The organism is Sphingobacterium sp. UGAL515B_05 (assembly GCF_033097525.1).
In the GTDB taxonomy this organism is placed as follows: Bacteria; Bacteroidota; Bacteroidia; order Sphingobacteriales; family Sphingobacteriaceae; genus Sphingobacterium.
This window is the reverse complement of record NZ_CP109907.1, coordinates 2,538,684-2,556,186: the sequence shown is the minus strand read 5'-3', so window position 1 is coordinate 2,556,186 and position 17,503 is coordinate 2,538,684. Positions and strand designations below refer to the sequence as shown.

The 17,503-nt window shown below is 40.6% G+C and carries 10 protein-coding genes; 1 reads left to right on the top strand and 9 read right to left on the bottom strand.

Annotated features, from left to right (window positions below; all coding sequences use genetic code 11):
- Positions 1 to 13 precede the first annotated feature (13 nt).
- From OK025_RS10285 to rhaT, 9 genes are all read right to left on the bottom strand, one after another.
- Positions 14 to 1,819 (bottom strand): fasciclin domain-containing protein, encoded by a 1,806-nt coding sequence (locus OK025_RS10285; protein ID WP_088163084.1) that lies wholly within the window; start codon positions 1,817 to 1,819, stop codon positions 14 to 16.
- 6 nt (positions 1,820 to 1,825) lie between these two features.
- Positions 1,826 to 3,283: a RagB/SusD family nutrient uptake outer membrane protein gene (locus OK025_RS10280; RefSeq protein ID WP_317669384.1), complete on the bottom strand. Its 1,458-nt coding sequence runs from the start codon at positions 3,281 to 3,283 to the stop codon at positions 1,826 to 1,828.
- 9 nt (positions 3,284 to 3,292) lie between these two features.
- The gene (locus tag OK025_RS10275) at positions 3,293 to 6,553 is read right to left on the bottom strand and encodes a SusC/RagA family TonB-linked outer membrane protein (RefSeq protein WP_317669383.1); all 3,261 of its coding nucleotides are present in this window, start codon (positions 6,551 to 6,553) and stop codon (positions 3,293 to 3,295) included.
- Between the two features lie 13 nt (positions 6,554 to 6,566).
- Entirely contained in the window at positions 6,567 to 8,780 is a 2,214-nt protein-coding gene (locus OK025_RS10270) for a fasciclin domain-containing protein (RefSeq protein ID WP_317669382.1), read from the bottom strand.
- Positions 8,781 to 9,020: 240 nt separating this feature from the next.
- Positions 9,021 to 10,331, bottom strand: coding sequence for a rhamnogalacturonan acetylesterase (locus tag OK025_RS10265; protein WP_317669381.1), 1,311 nt, complete (start codon positions 10,329 to 10,331; stop codon positions 9,021 to 9,023).
- 422 nt (positions 10,332 to 10,753) lie between these two features.
- A complete protein-coding gene (locus OK025_RS10260) occupies positions 10,754 to 12,121 on the bottom strand; it encodes an FGGY-family carbohydrate kinase (protein WP_145327539.1) in 1,368 nt (455 codons plus the stop codon).
- A gap of 12 nt (positions 12,122 to 12,133) precedes the next feature.
- Complete coding sequence (locus tag OK025_RS10255; RefSeq protein WP_317669380.1) at positions 12,134 to 13,408, bottom strand: TIM barrel protein; 1,275 nt, start codon at positions 13,406 to 13,408, stop codon at positions 12,134 to 12,136.
- Between the two features lie 84 nt (positions 13,409 to 13,492).
- On the bottom strand, positions 13,493 to 15,601 hold the full coding sequence (locus OK025_RS10250; RefSeq protein ID WP_317669379.1) for a bifunctional aldolase/short-chain dehydrogenase: 2,109 nt from the start codon (positions 15,599 to 15,601) through the stop codon (positions 13,493 to 13,495).
- Between the two features lie 22 nt (positions 15,602 to 15,623).
- Positions 15,624 to 16,700 (bottom strand): L-rhamnose/proton symporter RhaT, encoded by a 1,077-nt coding sequence (gene rhaT, locus OK025_RS10245; RefSeq protein ID WP_317669378.1) that lies wholly within the window; start codon positions 16,698 to 16,700, stop codon positions 15,624 to 15,626.
- 177 nt (positions 16,701 to 16,877) lie between these two features.
- Between rhaT and OK025_RS10240 the strand changes: the two genes are divergently transcribed.
- Positions 16,878 to 17,498 (top strand): 3'-5' exonuclease, encoded by a 621-nt coding sequence (locus tag OK025_RS10240; protein WP_157698585.1) that lies wholly within the window; start codon positions 16,878 to 16,880, stop codon positions 17,496 to 17,498.
- The last annotated feature ends 5 nt before the right edge of the window (positions 17,499 to 17,503 follow it).

Genomic DNA, 17,503 nt, shown 5'->3' with positions numbered 1-17,503 from the left:
ATTGTGTATCCTGTTATTTTGGTCTATAAAAAAGTTCACCTGAAATCTGATGAAATCTAGGGTAGTTCTGCTCAAGATCATCTGCGGGGATAAATTGGATCATATCCAGATAGACGGTATTGCTACCACACTTCTTATCTTTGATCGCTTCAAAACGGATGACATGTCGATCAGTCGTCTCGACATTGATAATACCGGCCAAACGGCCAACATTCAATGGAGCTTCACTACCCGATTTTGCCTTGAGTCCACCGGTAATATTATTTGCATTGTAATCGCCTACTGTTGCCATGTAACGTTTGTAGCCCTGCGCCAGCATCAGATTATCCGCATTTGCATTCGCGAGGTCGCTAACGCCCGAAGCGGTCAGACTTTGATTCAATATGATCGTATTGGGCAGGATTTGTTCATCCCCTTTTCCAGGATTAAACGTCGCCTGAATCTCTGGGGCATCGCCATGCTGGGCATAACAGATCCAGACTTTATACCGTCCTTTTACGAGATATGGCGTCTTAAATTCAATCCATTTTGCTCGCGCACTATTGTTCGCGCAAAGCGACAGACTTAAGAGGTCTCCATTTGCATAAGGGCGCTTCGTTTCTAAGGCTTTATAATAGTAATATCCGTTCGTACCAATGGTCGAAACCGTCAAACTATTAAAGGCAAAAGAATTGGCAATGGTCGCACCATTTGCCACCAATGCCTTGGAACTATTAAAATAGGCGCTTCCCAGTGCATTGACTAATTCGGGAGAGGTCGCTATATCAAAATACACGGGCACCTGCTGGCGGACCTTAATCTTAAATGGCTGTTTCGCTTCATGCAGCACACCATTGGACGCCAATACATCGCTTTGTGATCTGTTGATTTCAGCACCCGCTTCATGGACCCCATTAAACACGTCATCATTCAATAAGATCTGCGCACCTAATAATTTGGTTGAAATAATCTCTTTTGGAGCCAAAGTATAGATCGTATTTGCGGCAACGATGTCTTCCAAGAATTTGATATCGTTGCTTAAATGGTAGGCCACATATAACCACAAACTATCCTTATGGCTTTTTACATCACCAGTCTGTGAATAGGCTGCTTTCATATCCGCATAACTTTTGATTCCCTGTAGCTGCAAAACGGAGTCTGACTCAACAATAGCGGTCTGAAAACGTTTAGCATCCGCCACAGCTACACCGCGTTGATAATATAAAGTATCATAAAACCCAGTCTCTTTTAAAGCCTCGGCAAAAATGGAATAACGAGGATTATTGCCTATCAATTCAGCAAGACTCTGTGCTGGTGGAACTAATACTTTATTTATGGAGTGAATAATGCCGTTACCACAGCTAATATTGGATCTAATAATTTTTGCCGATTTATTAATTCGGTAAATCCCATTTTGCACATCTGTGTATAAATATTCGCCTAATAAGCTCGCTGTTTTGATTTTCCCATCTGTAAAACGTGTGCTGCCTACCGTATCCCTGACCACGTGATATTTGACAAAATCCAATAGCTGCGCATCTGTAAAATCATTCAATCCTGTTTTTCCATTATCTTTGATCCAGGCATTAATACTCTCATTATTGGGAGCAAACAATGTGTAGGTACCATACGCACCTAGATAGCCCGCCGTTTTCGAGCGGTATAAGATTTCGGTCAATAAGGAATAATCAGTTTCATGTGCTTCCAAATAACCTGTAATATTCACTTCATCTGAAGTTGAAATTCGATATTTCTCTTTTTGACAGGAAAATATAAGCGCAACAGATAGGACAAACCATGTCCCTATCAGCCAATATTGTTTTCTAAAATTTCTTTTCATAACGATCTATTTTAGGTAAAATGGGTTTTGCTTCAACTGTTTGTCTTTGAAGAGTTCCGTTTCCAAAATGGGAAGATAATGGCTGTCCACATCGCGCACTTTATTAATTGCCGATTGGCGTACATTAGCGTCTACAACTTTCGTTACAAGATCTACTAGCACATTGATGTTCGCATAATTATCTTTCTTTGCCAAGCGCAAAAGGTCAAACCAACGTTTACCTTCAAAAGTAAGTTCACGTGCACGCTCAGCGAAGACGAATAGGATGATTCCTTCTAAATCTGTCGCTTCAATATTCGGATCCGTAGCTCTTATGGCTTTACGCTTGGTTCGCAAATCCTCCAGAAGTGCCAATGCTTCCGTCCCTCGCCCGAGCTCTGCCAGAGCTTCAGCACGCATCAACATGACGTCAGATACGCGGTAGAGCTGAAAATTGTAGTAGTCGGGGGATTCCGTACCGTATTTTCTCAGATCTCCCGACATACCATACAGGATTCCTTCTCCACGACTATCGAATAAATCTATATCTGTCCCTTCGTTGGAGGGAAAAATCTCATTATTCAAGATATCCACATTGGCTGTGAATGGTCTACGTGCAGTCACGCCAATATTATACATCGGATTTTCACTGGAGTTTTTATGGCTCAACTCCCAAATCGTTTCCATCGTGCCACCATCAAAAATTTCGGGTAGTGCTGCGCCAATTAAACTATATCGTCCAGTTTCTAAAATTTTTGTGGTCTGCTCTTCCACTTTATCGTATTGTTCCAGCCACAGATATACATCGGCCAACATCGCCCGTACCGCGGGTCTTGTCACCCGACCGGTATTTGTCGCATTGTAACCCGAAGTATTGACATGGTATTCGGGTATCCAATCCAAAGCCTGCAAGAGATCTTTCTCGATTTGCTTGAGCACTTCATCGCCAGTGGACTGCCCTACAGAAACAATATCGGTGTCTTTGGAGGTGCCTTTTAATTTTAAAGGGATATCCCGAAAAGTGCGAACTAAATAGAAATACAAAAAGCTGCGGACAGCTAAAGCTTCTCCCAAATCTGTATTGTATTCCGCCTCTGTAAAGGTAGGATCTGCTTGCTTTGCCTGACCTGCATAATCAATCAGCAGATTACAATTATTTATCGCGGTATAAATAGCACTCCAGTCCGCAATTACATTTGTACTTAAAATATTGTAATTTTTTACCAGGCGATTGTCGTCTGTCGCATAACTTGTCAACCCAACTAGATCGGCCCTAAGTTCGCCCCACGTAAACAATTGCTGTTCAACAGGTCCTGAATTAAGGGAAGAATAGATACCGATTAAGGCGGCATGGACATCCTCCTTTGTTTTCCAAAATTCTGCACGGGTTATTCCATCCTGCGGCTGTAAATCCAGCCATTTATTACAAGAATTGAGTAAAATGCTTCCCACAGCAACTAAACTCCATAAAATTGTTCTTTTCATAACCTTGTTTTAAAAACGTGCTGTAATACCTAGTGTAACTGTTTTTAATGGCGGTGTCATTGAATTATCCATTAACACCGTAAATGCATCCTTTAACTTTACGGCAACATCAGGGTCTTGACCGGTATACTTCGTCAGCGTAAATATGTTTTCTACGGTCAAATAAGCGCCAAGCCCCTCGATGTGAAACCGCTGCAAGAACTCTTTCGCAAAGTCATACTTTAAGGTGACTGTACGCAAACGTAAAAAAGAAGCGTCCTCGACATAGCGGCTGGATCCCAAAGAATTATATCCGGTTCCAAACAATGCACGCGGGATATCTGTAATGTCACCATCCTTACGCCATCTGCGCAACACTGCCGTGCTTTGATTGTTATACCCAAGCATATCAGTCGTATTCATTTTGGTTCCATTAATAATTTGAGATCCTTGTCTGTAGTTAAAGAAGGCGCTTAATTTCAAACGTTTATTATATCCCACATTAAATCCAAACCCACCCGTAAGCTTCGGATTACTATTGCCCAAATACACAATATCCTTTTGATCAATCACACCGTCGTGGTTGATATCTTCATACATCGCATCGCCCGCCTGGAATACATAATCTACCGTAGGATAATTAAAACGCATATAAATCGTCTCGCCGTCTGGGCTCACGATGGCATTTCCCTGTGCATCTTTTGCTATGGTAGCTTCCTGATCTTTGTAAACGCCCAAATAGCGAAATCCATAGAAAGATCCATACGGATTATTTTCCTGGAAATAGGTAAAGAATGTTTTATTCTTTAATGATGATCTAGCATTTTCGCGCGGATAAAGCGGTGATATCTCGCGGATCACATTTTGATTGTGTGCAATATTGAACGTAAAACTGACATCCCATTTTTTATTACGAATGGGCACCACGGTAAAATTTGCTTCCCAGCCATCATTATCCATTGTACCAACATTCATAGCCAGTCCACTATATCCAGTATAGGTCGGAATCTGAATATTGTCCATCATCAAATCCGTTGTTCTATTTTTATAAATCTCTCCACCAAACATCAAACGGTAGTCGAACATCTCTACATCCATACCCAAATTCTGCTGTGTCACCGTTTCCCATTTTAAGTCGGACAACTCTATATTTTTTGAATAGACACCGTTTTCATCCAAATAAGCATAATCATTGGTGCTATATACATTGATATAAGTATAATCACGTCGGGGAGCATTACCACTGCGTCCCCAGCTTGCTCTTAGCTTAATATCTTTTATGGCGTTAATATCTTTCAAGAAATTTTCCCTTCCGATCTGCCAAGCGGCGGAGAAAGCAGGAAATAATCCATAACGATTATCAGGACCAAATTTTGAGTTGCCATCACCACGCAGACTTGCGGCAAAAACATACTTTTTGTTGAGCATATAATTTGCCTGGATTAAGGCTCCGATTGATCGCGATTGTGTCGTTACAGATTTAGCGTCGCCGGTCAATGTGCGCGACGCAACACTTGGATCCTGCAGATAGGAAGATGCCGTATTTGTTGAACTGAGCCCTTGGATCGTATACCGATAATCTGATGTTAAAAAGGATAGATTGGCCGTCAGTTGGTGATTGTCGCCCAATGCAGGTGTAAACAAAAGCCGGGTATTGGTACTCAGTGAAAATTCATCCAAATCGGAATCCGATGCTTTATTCACCGTATTTTCCGTAAAAGGCCGACCTGTTGCCAACTGAGGTAAAAAGAGTTTGGTTTTGTTGTTTCTAATATTTAACGCCAGTGTACTTACAAATCGCAAGGTATTGGGTATCAATTTATAATCCACATTAAAACGGGTTCCCAAAATATCACCCAACTGTTTACCAATCGCATTTTGAACCATAGAGAGCGGATTATATGTCCCTGGATAAAATCCTTGCGCCGAAGAAGCAGGATTAAATAGATTACCTGTTAGGTTCCCATATTCATCGTATTCCCAAATGGCCTGATTGGGCATCTTTCGATAAGCAATATCCCGTACATTAGCATGATAAAGATTATCATTGTCGACGTGGGTATATGAAACGTCCGACTGAAAGCCGATGCGCTCAGAAACCACATAATCTAGATTGATACGAGCAGATAGGCGATTTAACCCTGTTCCAATGGTCGTTCCTTCTTGATTAAAATAACCTATTGAGGCCAGATAGCGTGCTTTTTCACCGCCACCACGTACCTGGAGATTATGATCTTGAAAATACCCCAACTGTGTAATGGCATCTACCCAGTTGGAATTGTTACTATAATTGTGATATATATAGGTGTTATTCGGGTCGTACTGGAACTGCTGCGCATTGTCTGTCGTTGAAAAGACCCTACCCGCATTATAGAATTCTTCAGACAACAAGGTCGAGTACTGATCGCCATTCAATAGCGGAATAGATTCAGGTTGCTTTGAAATAGATCCTTTGAAAGTGTATCCCAACGTGGGAGCACTAACAGTTCCGCGTTTCGTTGTGATAACCAACACCCCATTTGCTCCGCGCGACCCCCAAACAGCAGTTGCAGCAGCATCTTTCAATACCGAGATATCCTGAATATCAGATGGCGCAATATTTAAAAGCTGCCCATACGCATTATCATCAGAAGTTGCAAAGTTGAAATCGTCCGGAATGGTAATATCATAAGGCATTCCGTCAACTACAATAAGCGGGTCAGTTGCTCCATTTAGAGACGACGTACCACGAATCCGGATCTGCATTCCAGCCCCCGGATCGCCTGATACCGTCGTGATATCCACTCCTGGTAACCTTCCCTGCAACGCTTGATCGACAGACACTGATTGCATTTCGGACAGCTCATCCATGCTAATCGTTGAGATCGCTGCTGTATTGCGTTCTTTCGAAATCCCCATACCCGTACCGTCATTGACAGGTTTTGACTTTGAGATAACAACCTCATCAATCACATTATTTGTCGATTCAATCTGTACATTGATTGTTTTCCTATCCCCTACAGCAATCGCACCCGAAGATTTATAACCTGTGTAGGAGACCGCCAGTTTCAAGCCTTGCATTCGAGCTCTAAGACTATAGTTCCCCTCAACATCTGTAGTCGTTCCGACAATTGTGCGGTTATCATTATCTTTTAAGACAACTGTTGCTCCGGCGATGGGTTGTTTTGTTCCCTTTTCTGTTACCTTTCCGGTGAGCAAAGCCGCATTATTTTGCGCGTAAACTCCTCCTCCCCAGAAAGTCATCCATACGATGCACCCTATTAATATCAAATAGTTTATCTGTTTCATCATGTTTTCGGTTAGATTACAGGCCATGCTTTAAATATCCTTTGAGCGAATGTATCAATACGCGCTGTCCAAGTTGATTACTCTGCACGACATCAGCTTCAACGGTTCGGTTAAGATTATCCATCACCTGCAACTTATTAACCTGGTTGACAGCAACCTGTATCGATTGGGCATCCCCGTCTACATTTTTACAAAGCGACTGAAAGAATCCCGTCTTCTTTCCATCGATCGCAAATGAATTGCGCGCAATATGGTATTGGATAAATCGTGTTACCTTATCAATATCCGCTTGCGCCGTAGGAGCTGTAGCGGTTGGCAAATCACCGTTTGCAACTGCATTAGCGATTGCCTCATTATTAGGAATCAACAAAGTATAATTCAATCCGAGTTCTATTCCTTTGACAACTCCATCTGTAGCCGAATAAAGTGTGCTTGCAATAAGATATTTATAAAATGAATTGAATGGAGAGGAGGTCTGATCCGCTCCAATATTTTTAAGATAAAATCCAATATTGGTATTCGATGAAGTCAATCCTCCGTTAAGATAGACCGCAACTCCATTTAATGGCCCCGAAAGGTTATTTCCAATGCTGATTGAATCAATACGGATTTGCTGTGTTTCCGTTGGTCCATCCAAAGTTCCGCTAGAAGACATTTTCATCTGGTTAAACTTTACATACTCACCTGCATAGCTTTCCAATATTCCCTTTCCCGTTAAATCAGGCAAGGGATCGTTTCCTAATGGAATAATATGAGCCATCAGCACCTCTCGCATTTCTGGGGTGCCATTTCCGCCATTAAAACGGATCGGGTCTGAGGTATTATAGGCATCATAGTCAAAGCCCATTTCATATAACTTCTGATCCGATACAAGGATCAACATATAACGAATAGTTGGAATCTTTAAGGTCAAATTCATGCTCATGCGTTCCAATGCGCGACGCATGAAGCTATATTTAGGATCCAATAAAACATTGCCATAGACGGAGTGGAAGACATTGGCCTGTTGACACGCGTCTATACCATAAAATGCACCATTGCTCAATAATTTTGTCTCTTTGATATTGGCCTTTGTCACCTTAGGTAGTTCACCGACAAAGTTTTGCGCTTGGGAGAACTGGGATGGCCACACCTGTGTATTATACAGATGAGAATTTACAAATTCTGTTAAGACAGCAGGATTTGTATAAAAAAGATCTTTTAACGTGGTGCCTTGGGGGTAATACTTTAACAATACACGTTTAGCGTAATTACTTACAGCCTCATTGGTAGGTACCGTGATCGAAAAATTATTGGTTTGGGCATCGTTGGGATCTTCCTTTGCATAATTTTCATTGTTGAGCGCCAAACCAATCCCTGCATATCCTTTAACAAATACAGAATCCTTTTCCCCGGTAAGCACCTCATTCTTCCTTGTTATCTCCGCATTATATGTATAAGAGGCAAAAAAATCCAGAATTGATTTGAATGTGGAGTAACTCGTATTATCGCGGAGGTATTGATCGATACTCTTCTCCGCAATCAAAACTTTATTCACAACATGGATATAGCCATTCTCTGCGGAGATATTGCTTCTTGCAGGATCAATTTCAGCTGATCCAACGTTCAACCCCGTATAGCTGCTGTTAGGATAAAATGACTGATAATCTATAGCACCCAAACCACGCTGGTTCATGTAAGCATCAAAAAAATAGCTAATGTGTTTATTATTGTTATCTGTAGCTGCATAAGCTACATTAGGGCCGCGATTTGCTGAGACAAACCGTCTAATCTTGCCATTCCCTAAATCCTCTTTTTCAACAAAGTCATAGTATACAGATCGACGCCGAAAAGCAAAACCTTGCTGCCAACCTTTTGCTGAAAAATAATCGTTCAGCTTTTCAAGTCGCTCACCGTCATAAATCATCGAAGAACGCACAATCTTCTCGGCCAGTTTCGCATCGATCTTTGATACATCACTAATACCATTTTCCTTCATAAATTGATCAAAGGCCTGATCAGTGGGTGCAAATACTGTCCAAGAACCCGCAGTCCCGAGTGTATTTTTATAGCCGGACAGTTCAATGCAGCTCAGGTACTTCTTAAAGTCGCCCATTGAATCGAGCTGCTGGTAAATTGGGCTTGCCAGCCAATCGGGTCTACCATAGTAGGCGTCAAAGGCTTCCTTCCTACATGACACTACCGTAATCAATAGTGCAATCCAAAATAGGTTAAATTTGGATGATAACATAGTAAATGTATTAGGTCAATAATTTGGTTAATAATAAATTACGGCAAGTGCTCGTTGAGATACTTCAAATAATACGTTTTATGAAGCGAAAGTTTGTCCTTTTGCGGTTCATAATTGGTGTGACAAATATATGTCTAAAAGACATTTGCACCAACCTGCACTATCCTGTCTAAATGAGCAAATAGAACATAAAAAAGGTCGGACAAATACTGCCCGACCGTAACATTATATCAATACAAATTAATTGCCATCTGGTTTGATAACACTATTGATCAAACTTGGCGGCCAATACCAAGTTTTAAAATCATCTGGTTGCTGCGGATCAAAGTCCTGAAAATCGACGATATGGTCTGCTATCTTCAAGTTGTTTTCTTTAATTCCTGTGAGCACCATTTTAGCGATCTCATAGGCACCATAGGGATTGAAATGGGTATTATCGGCCAAATCATTTTTTTGATTTGGAAAAGTATGCGCTGGATAGTGAACAAATGCTTGTTTAGACTGCTCAACTCCTAATGCCTCGTAAAACAAACTCGTTTTCTGATTAAGATCTATCAAAGGCACCTGAAGTTCTGCTGCGACCTTCCGAGCCGCATCGGGAAAATCACCTAATGTCTGCAACAGTTTTCCTTGTCCATCAAATGCTCGTCGTGCTGTGGAGGTTAAGATAACTGGCAGGCCACCTTTTGCCCGAAATTCACGTACAAAATAACGTAAACGATCACTATAGCCCTTATAAGCACCTGCATTTTCTCCTTTTTCCTTTTGATCATTGTGCCCAAATTCAATAAATAAATAATCTCCAGGCTTGGCAACAGAGAGAATTTTTTCCAATCTTTTTGAGGACAAAAACGAACTTAGTGCCAGTCCAGATTCCGCATGATTAGCAATGGCCACACCTGCATCAAAAAATCGAGGAATCATTTGTCCCCAGGACGCCCAGGGTTCATCCTCTTGATTAACTACCGTCGAGTTCCCTGCTAAAAATACAGTCGCGACATTGCTTACCGACTCGATTCGAATGGTCGAAATACAATTTGTTTGCTGGAACTCCAAAGTCAACTTATTATCCCAGTCGAGTTTTTGCAGCTCCCTTGGCTTCTTCAATGCTACAGTTTCGCCAGAAGCAATCTTTGGATCTTTGATATGTACAATAAAGGTCCTATCGAAAGATTTATTAGGTAATACCTCTTGGTTTTCGATCTGCAGCCTCCGGGATTCAGAACGTACAGTACTGCGGTAAGGCTTATCGTTCAAACCCTGATAGGTAATCGTAATTTTATAATTGCCTTCAGGAACTATTACCGAAAAATAAAATGGCTTTTCGCTGAAAAGGCTTTTGTTCTTTGAATCAATCCTGACATCTTGTTCTGTTGAAAATTCAAAACCATACCCTTGCTTATCCTTATAGGCTTGTGCTTCCCTTAAAGAAATTACAGTCTGGTTTTTCTTAGTACCACCAAAGCGAAATTCCCTGACAATCTGTTCGGCAAATAAAACATGGCAACAGACCTGTATAAAAAATGTGATCGTTAAGATTAATCTCTTCATCTCTAAGTTTTATTAATTTAGGAGACTCAAATATAATTTTTCCAATTGGTCAGACCACCCTGCGCTTACCTGTGCCTCCCTTTCGCCAACAGTTCAGGACAGCTAATCGCCTAATTTTCCGCACCTTTAATCATCATATAATAATTGGTATAATTATTCTTAATTTTAGGTTTTTAATAAAAGGTTTCCTCACCCCCGTTTGGAAACTTTTTATTTTTTAAAACTGGTCGTAACCATATAAATACACTCCTACCGATATATTAGAAAATGACTTCACAGGTACCGACAGCAATGAAAGCGAACAGAAGGTTCTTTCTAGCCAATAACATCAGACACTTTCAAAAAAAATAGGCCAGGCAAAAATCGCCTGACCTCTCACGATAACTAATAAAAAAACTAAATTCTTATTCCTATTATTGAAATTAATGTATTTTTTTGCCTGCCCTAAAATAACGGAGTTCAATAATGTCATTTGGAATAGGCTGCTTATTCCAATGATCGTGAATAACCAGAGCTGCACCAAGTGCCGTAGCTTGTGCCATTGATGCACCAAAAACTTCACTATTTGGAAAAGCTTGCGCTAATAACGTCATATAAATTACATTACGGCTAAATCCACCATCTACAAATATCCGTTGTACACCATTCTTTTGAAGAATCAAAGATGTCGCTTTTATCTGAGCCTTTACGAGATGCATCATCAAGACATGATACGCCTCAATATGAGTATTGAAATGTGTCAAATCTATCGAAGCAAATGCATCCAATTGGTCCGACACCTCCATCACTTGATATTTTTCAATAATTTCCCAATCGAGGCCAATCTGTTTGAATTTTCCAGTTGACACTTGAAAAAATTGAGCAATACGTTTGACTTGCTCTTCATGCTCATAACCGGCAAATAACCGCGATGCTTTTACAGACCGACCTGTATAGGTCATATACATCAAGCAATCTTGATTCAATTCATCTTTTGTCAAAGATTCTGTATTAAATGGATTGAATGAAATGCACCAAGTCCCCGTTGAAATCAATACAAAAGGTTCATGAAAATTGAGCAGGTAAGGAATCAAAGCCGAAGAACTATCGTGTAGCCCACTTCCAACTAGATAACCACTTCCTGGAAAAGTTGCCCTGAAGAGCTGATCTCCTTGAACGATAGGTGCCATTTTTTGTAAAATGCCTGTATCAAAAACCCACTGATGGTAATTATTTTTCTTAAAATCCCACAATGCTGTATGGCAACCTATACTTGTCATATCGGCATAGGGTTGTCCTGAAATTAAATAACTCAAATATTGTGGAAGATGTAACGCCCATTTGACTTCCTTAAACAGCGCTGGCTTTAATTTAAACAAACGATAGATCTGTAGCCCAGAATTAAGACTTCCCAAACTCGGAGACGAAGTTTCCAATGCGAATCTATCTTTTCCACCATATTGTGCATAGAAAGACTCCAGCAGTTTTTTGGGATATTCCTTTAAATAGTTATATAATGGTGTTAAAGGCCGCCCATCTTTATCAATGTAGACAAAACTCGCCCCATATGAAGTAAAATTAATCGCCTTAATCTCAAACTCACCTTTCCGAAAGACTTCATGTAATGAGTCAAAAACAGACAAACGTAAACTTTCTAAATTTTCACAGCTATCGCCATCTTCATCGGTAGTTTCTAAAAAACGAGCCGACCTCTCAAAAACAATCTGGTAATGCTCATTAAAGAGAAATAATTTCTTATTCGTCTTCCCGACGTCGAATATTGCAACTACTGGTATTGGTTTCCCCTTCATTCTTTTCCCTTGTTACAAACCTGTAGCTACAGAATTTATTCCGCGTTCTTCGATAAGTTTACTTCGTAAATTTTCTTCGTTGAATAATCGAACTGGATTTAGTGCAGCACCACTTCTTAGCCTTGCTTCTGCAACAAGCGGTCTGACATCAGTTCGAAACGCATCTTGCAAGATTTCCTGAGCTTTCACGATATCATTTGTCTGCTGTGCCTGTTTCAATGCTTTGCGATCAACTAACAAAGCCTGTGCATAGGCGATCTTAATCGCTTCAACTGATTGTAACAAATCGACCAAGGGATCTTTCAGGTTATGAGAAGCGTCAATCATCCAACCCAACCCTGTCGCATGGTCTATCCCATTCAAATCCATTCCATCAACCAATTCGTTGAATATCAAAAATAACTGATATGGCTTAATGCTGCCCGCTGTTAGATCGTCGTCAGCGTACTTACTATCGTTAAAATGAAAACCACCAAGCTTGCCCTCCATAAGCAATAGAGAAACAATCTGTTCAATGTTAGCATTGGGTAAATGGTGTCCCAAATCAACCAAAGTATAAGCTTTAGGACCTAATTTATTGGCCAATAGTAAGGATTGCCCCCAGTCTCCAATAGTTGTAGAATAGAAATATGGTTCAAAAGCTTTGTATTCCACAAACAATTTCCAATCGTCTGGTAGGTGCTTATAAATTTCACTTAAGCTAGACAATGTATTTTGAAATGCCTCTCTAAAACTCAACTGCCCTGGAAAAGATGAACCGTCAGCGAGCCAAACTGTAAGAGATTTAGATCCCAAAGCTTTTCCATAATTGATAACTTCAATATTGTGGGCAATAGCCTGTTCACGTACTTTAGGATTGACATGATGAAGCGAACCAAATTTATAGCTGTATTCTTGACCAGTCTGATCTTGAAATGTATTGGAATTCACCGCGTCAAATGCAATACCGAGTTTAGATGCCAATGATTTGATTTTTTCTGCATCCGAAGGGATATCCCAAGGTATATGTAAGGAAATAGCGCCGCTTGATTTGTTGAGCGCGTGTAATAAGCCTACATCCTCTAACTTTTGTTCCAAAGTTCCGGGCTCACCCGCTCCGGAAAACCGCCCAAATCGAGTACCACCTGTTCCTAATGCCCAGCTTGGGATGGCAATTTGAAATTTCTGGAGTTTGTCCAAGATTTCCTCTGTGTCTGAAATATCTGCCGATACGTAGTCAAAAGCTCGTGTATGTTTCTCCGCTAATTGGTTATTGTGCTGATCTATAATTTGTTTATCAAGAATCATAATATTATTGGTTATCGTCTAAAAATTCTTTAGGTGCCGTCTTAATTTTTCCCTTTCTGAACACGACACCTAAAGATATAAAAATTAGCGTACAAACGCCATTGCAACGCCTCCGTCAACGTTTAACACATTCCCAGTAGACTTGCTCAGCAATCCACCCACAAAAGCAAAACATGCATTCGCAATATCTTGTGGAAGGATAATCTCATTTAACAAGGTTCTCTTTGCATAGTATGCAGGAAGTTCCGCAACAGTAATGCCATAGGCTTTAGCACGACCTTCTGCCCAACCCCCAGCCCAGATATTGCTATCTGAAATAACCGCATCGGGATTGACAACGTTTACACGCACTCCCACAGGACCCAATTCTGCTGCACATAAACGGCTCAAATGCAACTGGGCACCTTTTGCGCTTCCATACCCCGTATTGTTTGGTCCGCTAACCAAAGCATTTTTACTGACAATATTGATGATATCGCCACCGATTGCCTGCCCTTTTAATATTGACGTCACTCCTTGCGTAACCAAGAACTGGCCCTTTACCAATACATCGTACAATAAATCCCAATCCTTCTCCGTGTGGTCTTCGATTGTTTTTGAAATCGACAATCCAGCATTATTAACGACGATATCAATACCACCGAATGCTAAAGCCGCATCTTTCAAAGCACCTTTGATAGAATCTGCATTGGTTACATCAAGAATTGTAGCGATGACCGAGTCTGTTCCAAATTCGCCTACAAATTCGGCCTTACTCGATTCCAACCGTTCTGTGTTAATATCATTTAAGACAATCACAGCGCCTTCTTGAGCCATCTTTTTAGCGATTGCTTTTCCAATGCCACCACCACTGCCAGTAACCAAAGCAATTTTTCCAGAAAGTGCCTTGGGTTTTGGCATGCGCTGCAACTTTGCTTCTTCTAGCAACCAATACTCAATATCAAATGCCTCTTGACGAGGTAATGCGGTATATTCGCTTACAGCCTCAGCGCCTTTCATTACATTGATTGCATTGGTATAGAATTCCGCTGCCACCCGTGCAGTCTGTTTGTCTTTCGCAAATGCGAACATACCTACACCTGGATACAGAACAATTACCGGGTTTTTATCTCGGACCGCTGGACTGTTTTCATGTTTGCAGTTTTCATAATACTGTGCATACATTTCACGGTACTCTTCAAATAATGGCGTCAATTTCGCTTTGAGCTCTTCAACGTTGTCTAAATCTTCTGATTTATCCAAATTCAACACCAATGGTTGGATTTTGGTCCTTAAGAAGTGGTCCGGGCAACTGGTACCAAGTGGAGCTAAACGTGCTAAATCATTGGAATTGATAAATTCCAATACGCGTTCATCGTCTGTGAAATGCCCTATCATATGGCGCTCACTGGAACAGAAACCTCTTAAAACCGGCGCCAGTTTGGCCGCTTGTGCAGTTCTTTCTTCCTTGCCCAAGCTAATCACTTTTTGTCCACCAAAGACAGGTGCTTTTTTACCATAATTCTGCTCAAGATATGCTGCACAGGCTTCAATGACATCCAACGAATTAACATAACATTCGTATGCTGTATCGCCCCAGGTAAATAAACCATGAGAGCCTAACATGATACCTCGGATTCCTGGATTCTCTTCCAAGCAAGCTCTTAACTGCAGGCCTAAATCAAATCCCGGTCGTTGCCAGTCTACCCAGCCGATGGTCCCATTAAAAAGCTCTTGCGTGATTGTCTTTCCATCTTTGGCCGCGGCAATGGCAATTGCCGCATCGGGATGTAAGTGGTCGATATGTTTGAATGGCAGGAATCCATGCAGTGGTGTATCAATAGATGGAGCTTTAGACGCTAGATCATAGATACAGTGGTTAAATAATTCAACCATTTCATCTTCATGATCTAATCCACGATAGACATTTTCCAAATTACGTAGACGTTGGAGATACAAAGCCGCCAAACCGGATTTTTTCAAAGTTCCGATATCACCTCCTGAGCCTTTGATCCACATCACCTCCACTTCTTCACCTGTCAAAGGATCTTTTTCAGAAACTTTGCACGAGGTATTTCCCCCGCCATAATTTGTGATCCTTAAATCTGCACCTAAAATATTCGAACGATATAACAGTAAAGCTACTTCATCACCGCTTAGTGCCTGAGCTTTCTCATCGTCCCATAAGTAATTGACATGTTTGTACGTTTTCACTTCTTCTATATTTATTTAAATATTAATTTTCTAATGTCTTTGCAAACCCTACGATGCAAATAGAGACGATAATGGTTACAATTCCTCCGATTATAGAACGATAAGTCGCACGATCCACACCTTTCCATTCCTTGAGTGCAACACCCCAAGCATTTGAAATGAGAATGATAAATGCCATATGCAAGATCCAGGAGCTGGCTCCATTTCCTAAACGGCTTTCGCCCATACCATAAAAGAAAAACTGCAGATACCAAGTCGTTCCCGCTATCGCACATAAAAGGAAGTTTTTGCCTTTTGGCACATCGGACTTTGTATAATCCCCAAAAGTTCTATTCTTAAACAATAAGTAAAGGCACCAAAGAAAGTTCGTCACAAAACCACCCCAAAGGATTACAATATAGGTGACGTTATTTTGATAGAGAAATTCTCCTTGATTTGGATGAGTAGCCTTCCATAAGATGTTAGCCACATCAGCCATCGGCTTTCCTGCCTCTATTCCAAAATTGAAACAAGCACTTAATATCCCCGATATAATAGCCACAACGATACCCAACCCAAAATTGTAATCAGACTTGCTTTCAGATGATAATGCAGATAAATGCTTCTCCTTTGACACTCCAGCCTTCCCACATAAAAACACACCAAGCACACACACCAAAAGTCCTATGAGAATACAAATACCGGAATGTGTTGTAAAAAAATAGTCTATACCATGTTTGCCTGCAGTCTTATTGAAAAAATAATAAATACTTGGCATCAAGGATCCAAAAACCATGCTAAGTCCCAAAATGATACTACTTCCCAAAGATACCCCGAGGTAACGTACACCAAGTCCATAGGTCAGTCCCCCAATCCCCCAGAGTAATCCAAATAAAAAAGTGTAGCCTACAATGGAACTATTCGTATCTTGGATAATTTCCACAAAATTTGGAATCGTCAACATTGCCGCTATCGGCGGAACGATCACCCATGAAAAAAGTCCCCCTAATATCCACATGGATTCCCAGGACCAGCCTTTCACTTTCTTATACGGCACATAAAAACTACCAGACGCGAAACCGCCTATAAAATGGAATATAACTCCGAAAACAGCATTCATTGTGTATCTTTTTAGGTATTACAAAAACTAAATTAAATGATTTGATGGGAGGAACTGTTATGCACTGTTATGCCACATAACCAAGACAGTTGCCCTATACAAGATAATTTATTTAAACGGCATCTACAGCTTACAGTAAATTTTGATTACTTTTAATTACTTATTATAAATACTTCCTTGAAAAAATATTTGTTATTCATAGATACTGAAACATCCGGGTTGCCGAAAAAATGGAATAAAAAGTACACCGACAGCGACAACTGGCCGCATATATTGCAATTGGCTTGGATTATTTTTGACGAAGAACGCAATGAAGTTAAACGTACGAATAAATATATTTATGAACCGCTAATACCAATCAGTCCCGCTTCAGAGCAAATACACGGATTGACTCCCCCTTTTTTAATGAAGCACGGCGAAAAGAAAAAAGAGGTGTTGCGTAAACTGAGTCATGACATCAAAAAATATAAACCGCAAATCGTTGGACATTTTCTTTCATTTGATTTGCAGGTATTATCTGCTGAATTCTATCGTTCCAATCTTCCGCTCCCATTTTGCGACTTAAAATACTTTTGCACCTTGCTGCATAGCAAAAGGTATGTTAGAAACCCACATATGGTCCATCTTCCGCTTTCATTATTACATGAATCGCTTTTCCTGGCTCTTCCCGAAAATATACACGATGCGGAGAAAGATGCTGAGATCACAGCGAAATGTTATTTTGAAATGATCCAACGAAAAGATCTCTCCGATCAAGAAATTCTAAACCAACAAACTGAGTTCGATAATCTTTTTTAATGCCG

What these genes read in the sequence shown, in the direction of transcription:
- rhaT (WP_317669378.1), bottom strand. Translation starts at nt 16,700, where the DNA reads ATGAATGCTGTTTTCGGAGTTATATTCCATTTTATAGGCGGTTTCGCG.
- OK025_RS10270 (WP_317669382.1), bottom strand. Translation starts at nt 8,780, where the DNA reads ATGTTATCATCCAAATTTAACCTATTTTGGATTGCACTATTGATTACG.
- OK025_RS10280 (WP_317669384.1), bottom strand. Translation starts at nt 3,283, where the DNA reads ATGAAAAGAACAATTTTATGGAGTTTAGTTGCTGTGGGAAGCATTTTA.
- OK025_RS10275 (WP_317669383.1), bottom strand. Translation starts at nt 6,553, where the DNA reads ATGATGAAACAGATAAACTATTTGATATTAATAGGGTGCATCGTATGG.
- OK025_RS10285 (WP_088163084.1), bottom strand. Translation starts at nt 1,819, where the DNA reads ATGAAAAGAAATTTTAGAAAACAATATTGGCTGATAGGGACATGGTTT.
- OK025_RS10265 (WP_317669381.1), bottom strand. Translation starts at nt 10,331, where the DNA reads ATGAAGAGATTAATCTTAACGATCACATTTTTTATACAGGTCTGTTGC.
- OK025_RS10255 (WP_317669380.1), bottom strand. Translation starts at nt 13,408, where the DNA reads ATGATTCTTGATAAACAAATTATAGATCAGCACAATAACCAATTAGCG.
- OK025_RS10260 (WP_145327539.1), bottom strand. Translation starts at nt 12,121, where the DNA reads ATGAAGGGGAAACCAATACCAGTAGTTGCAATATTCGACGTCGGGAAG.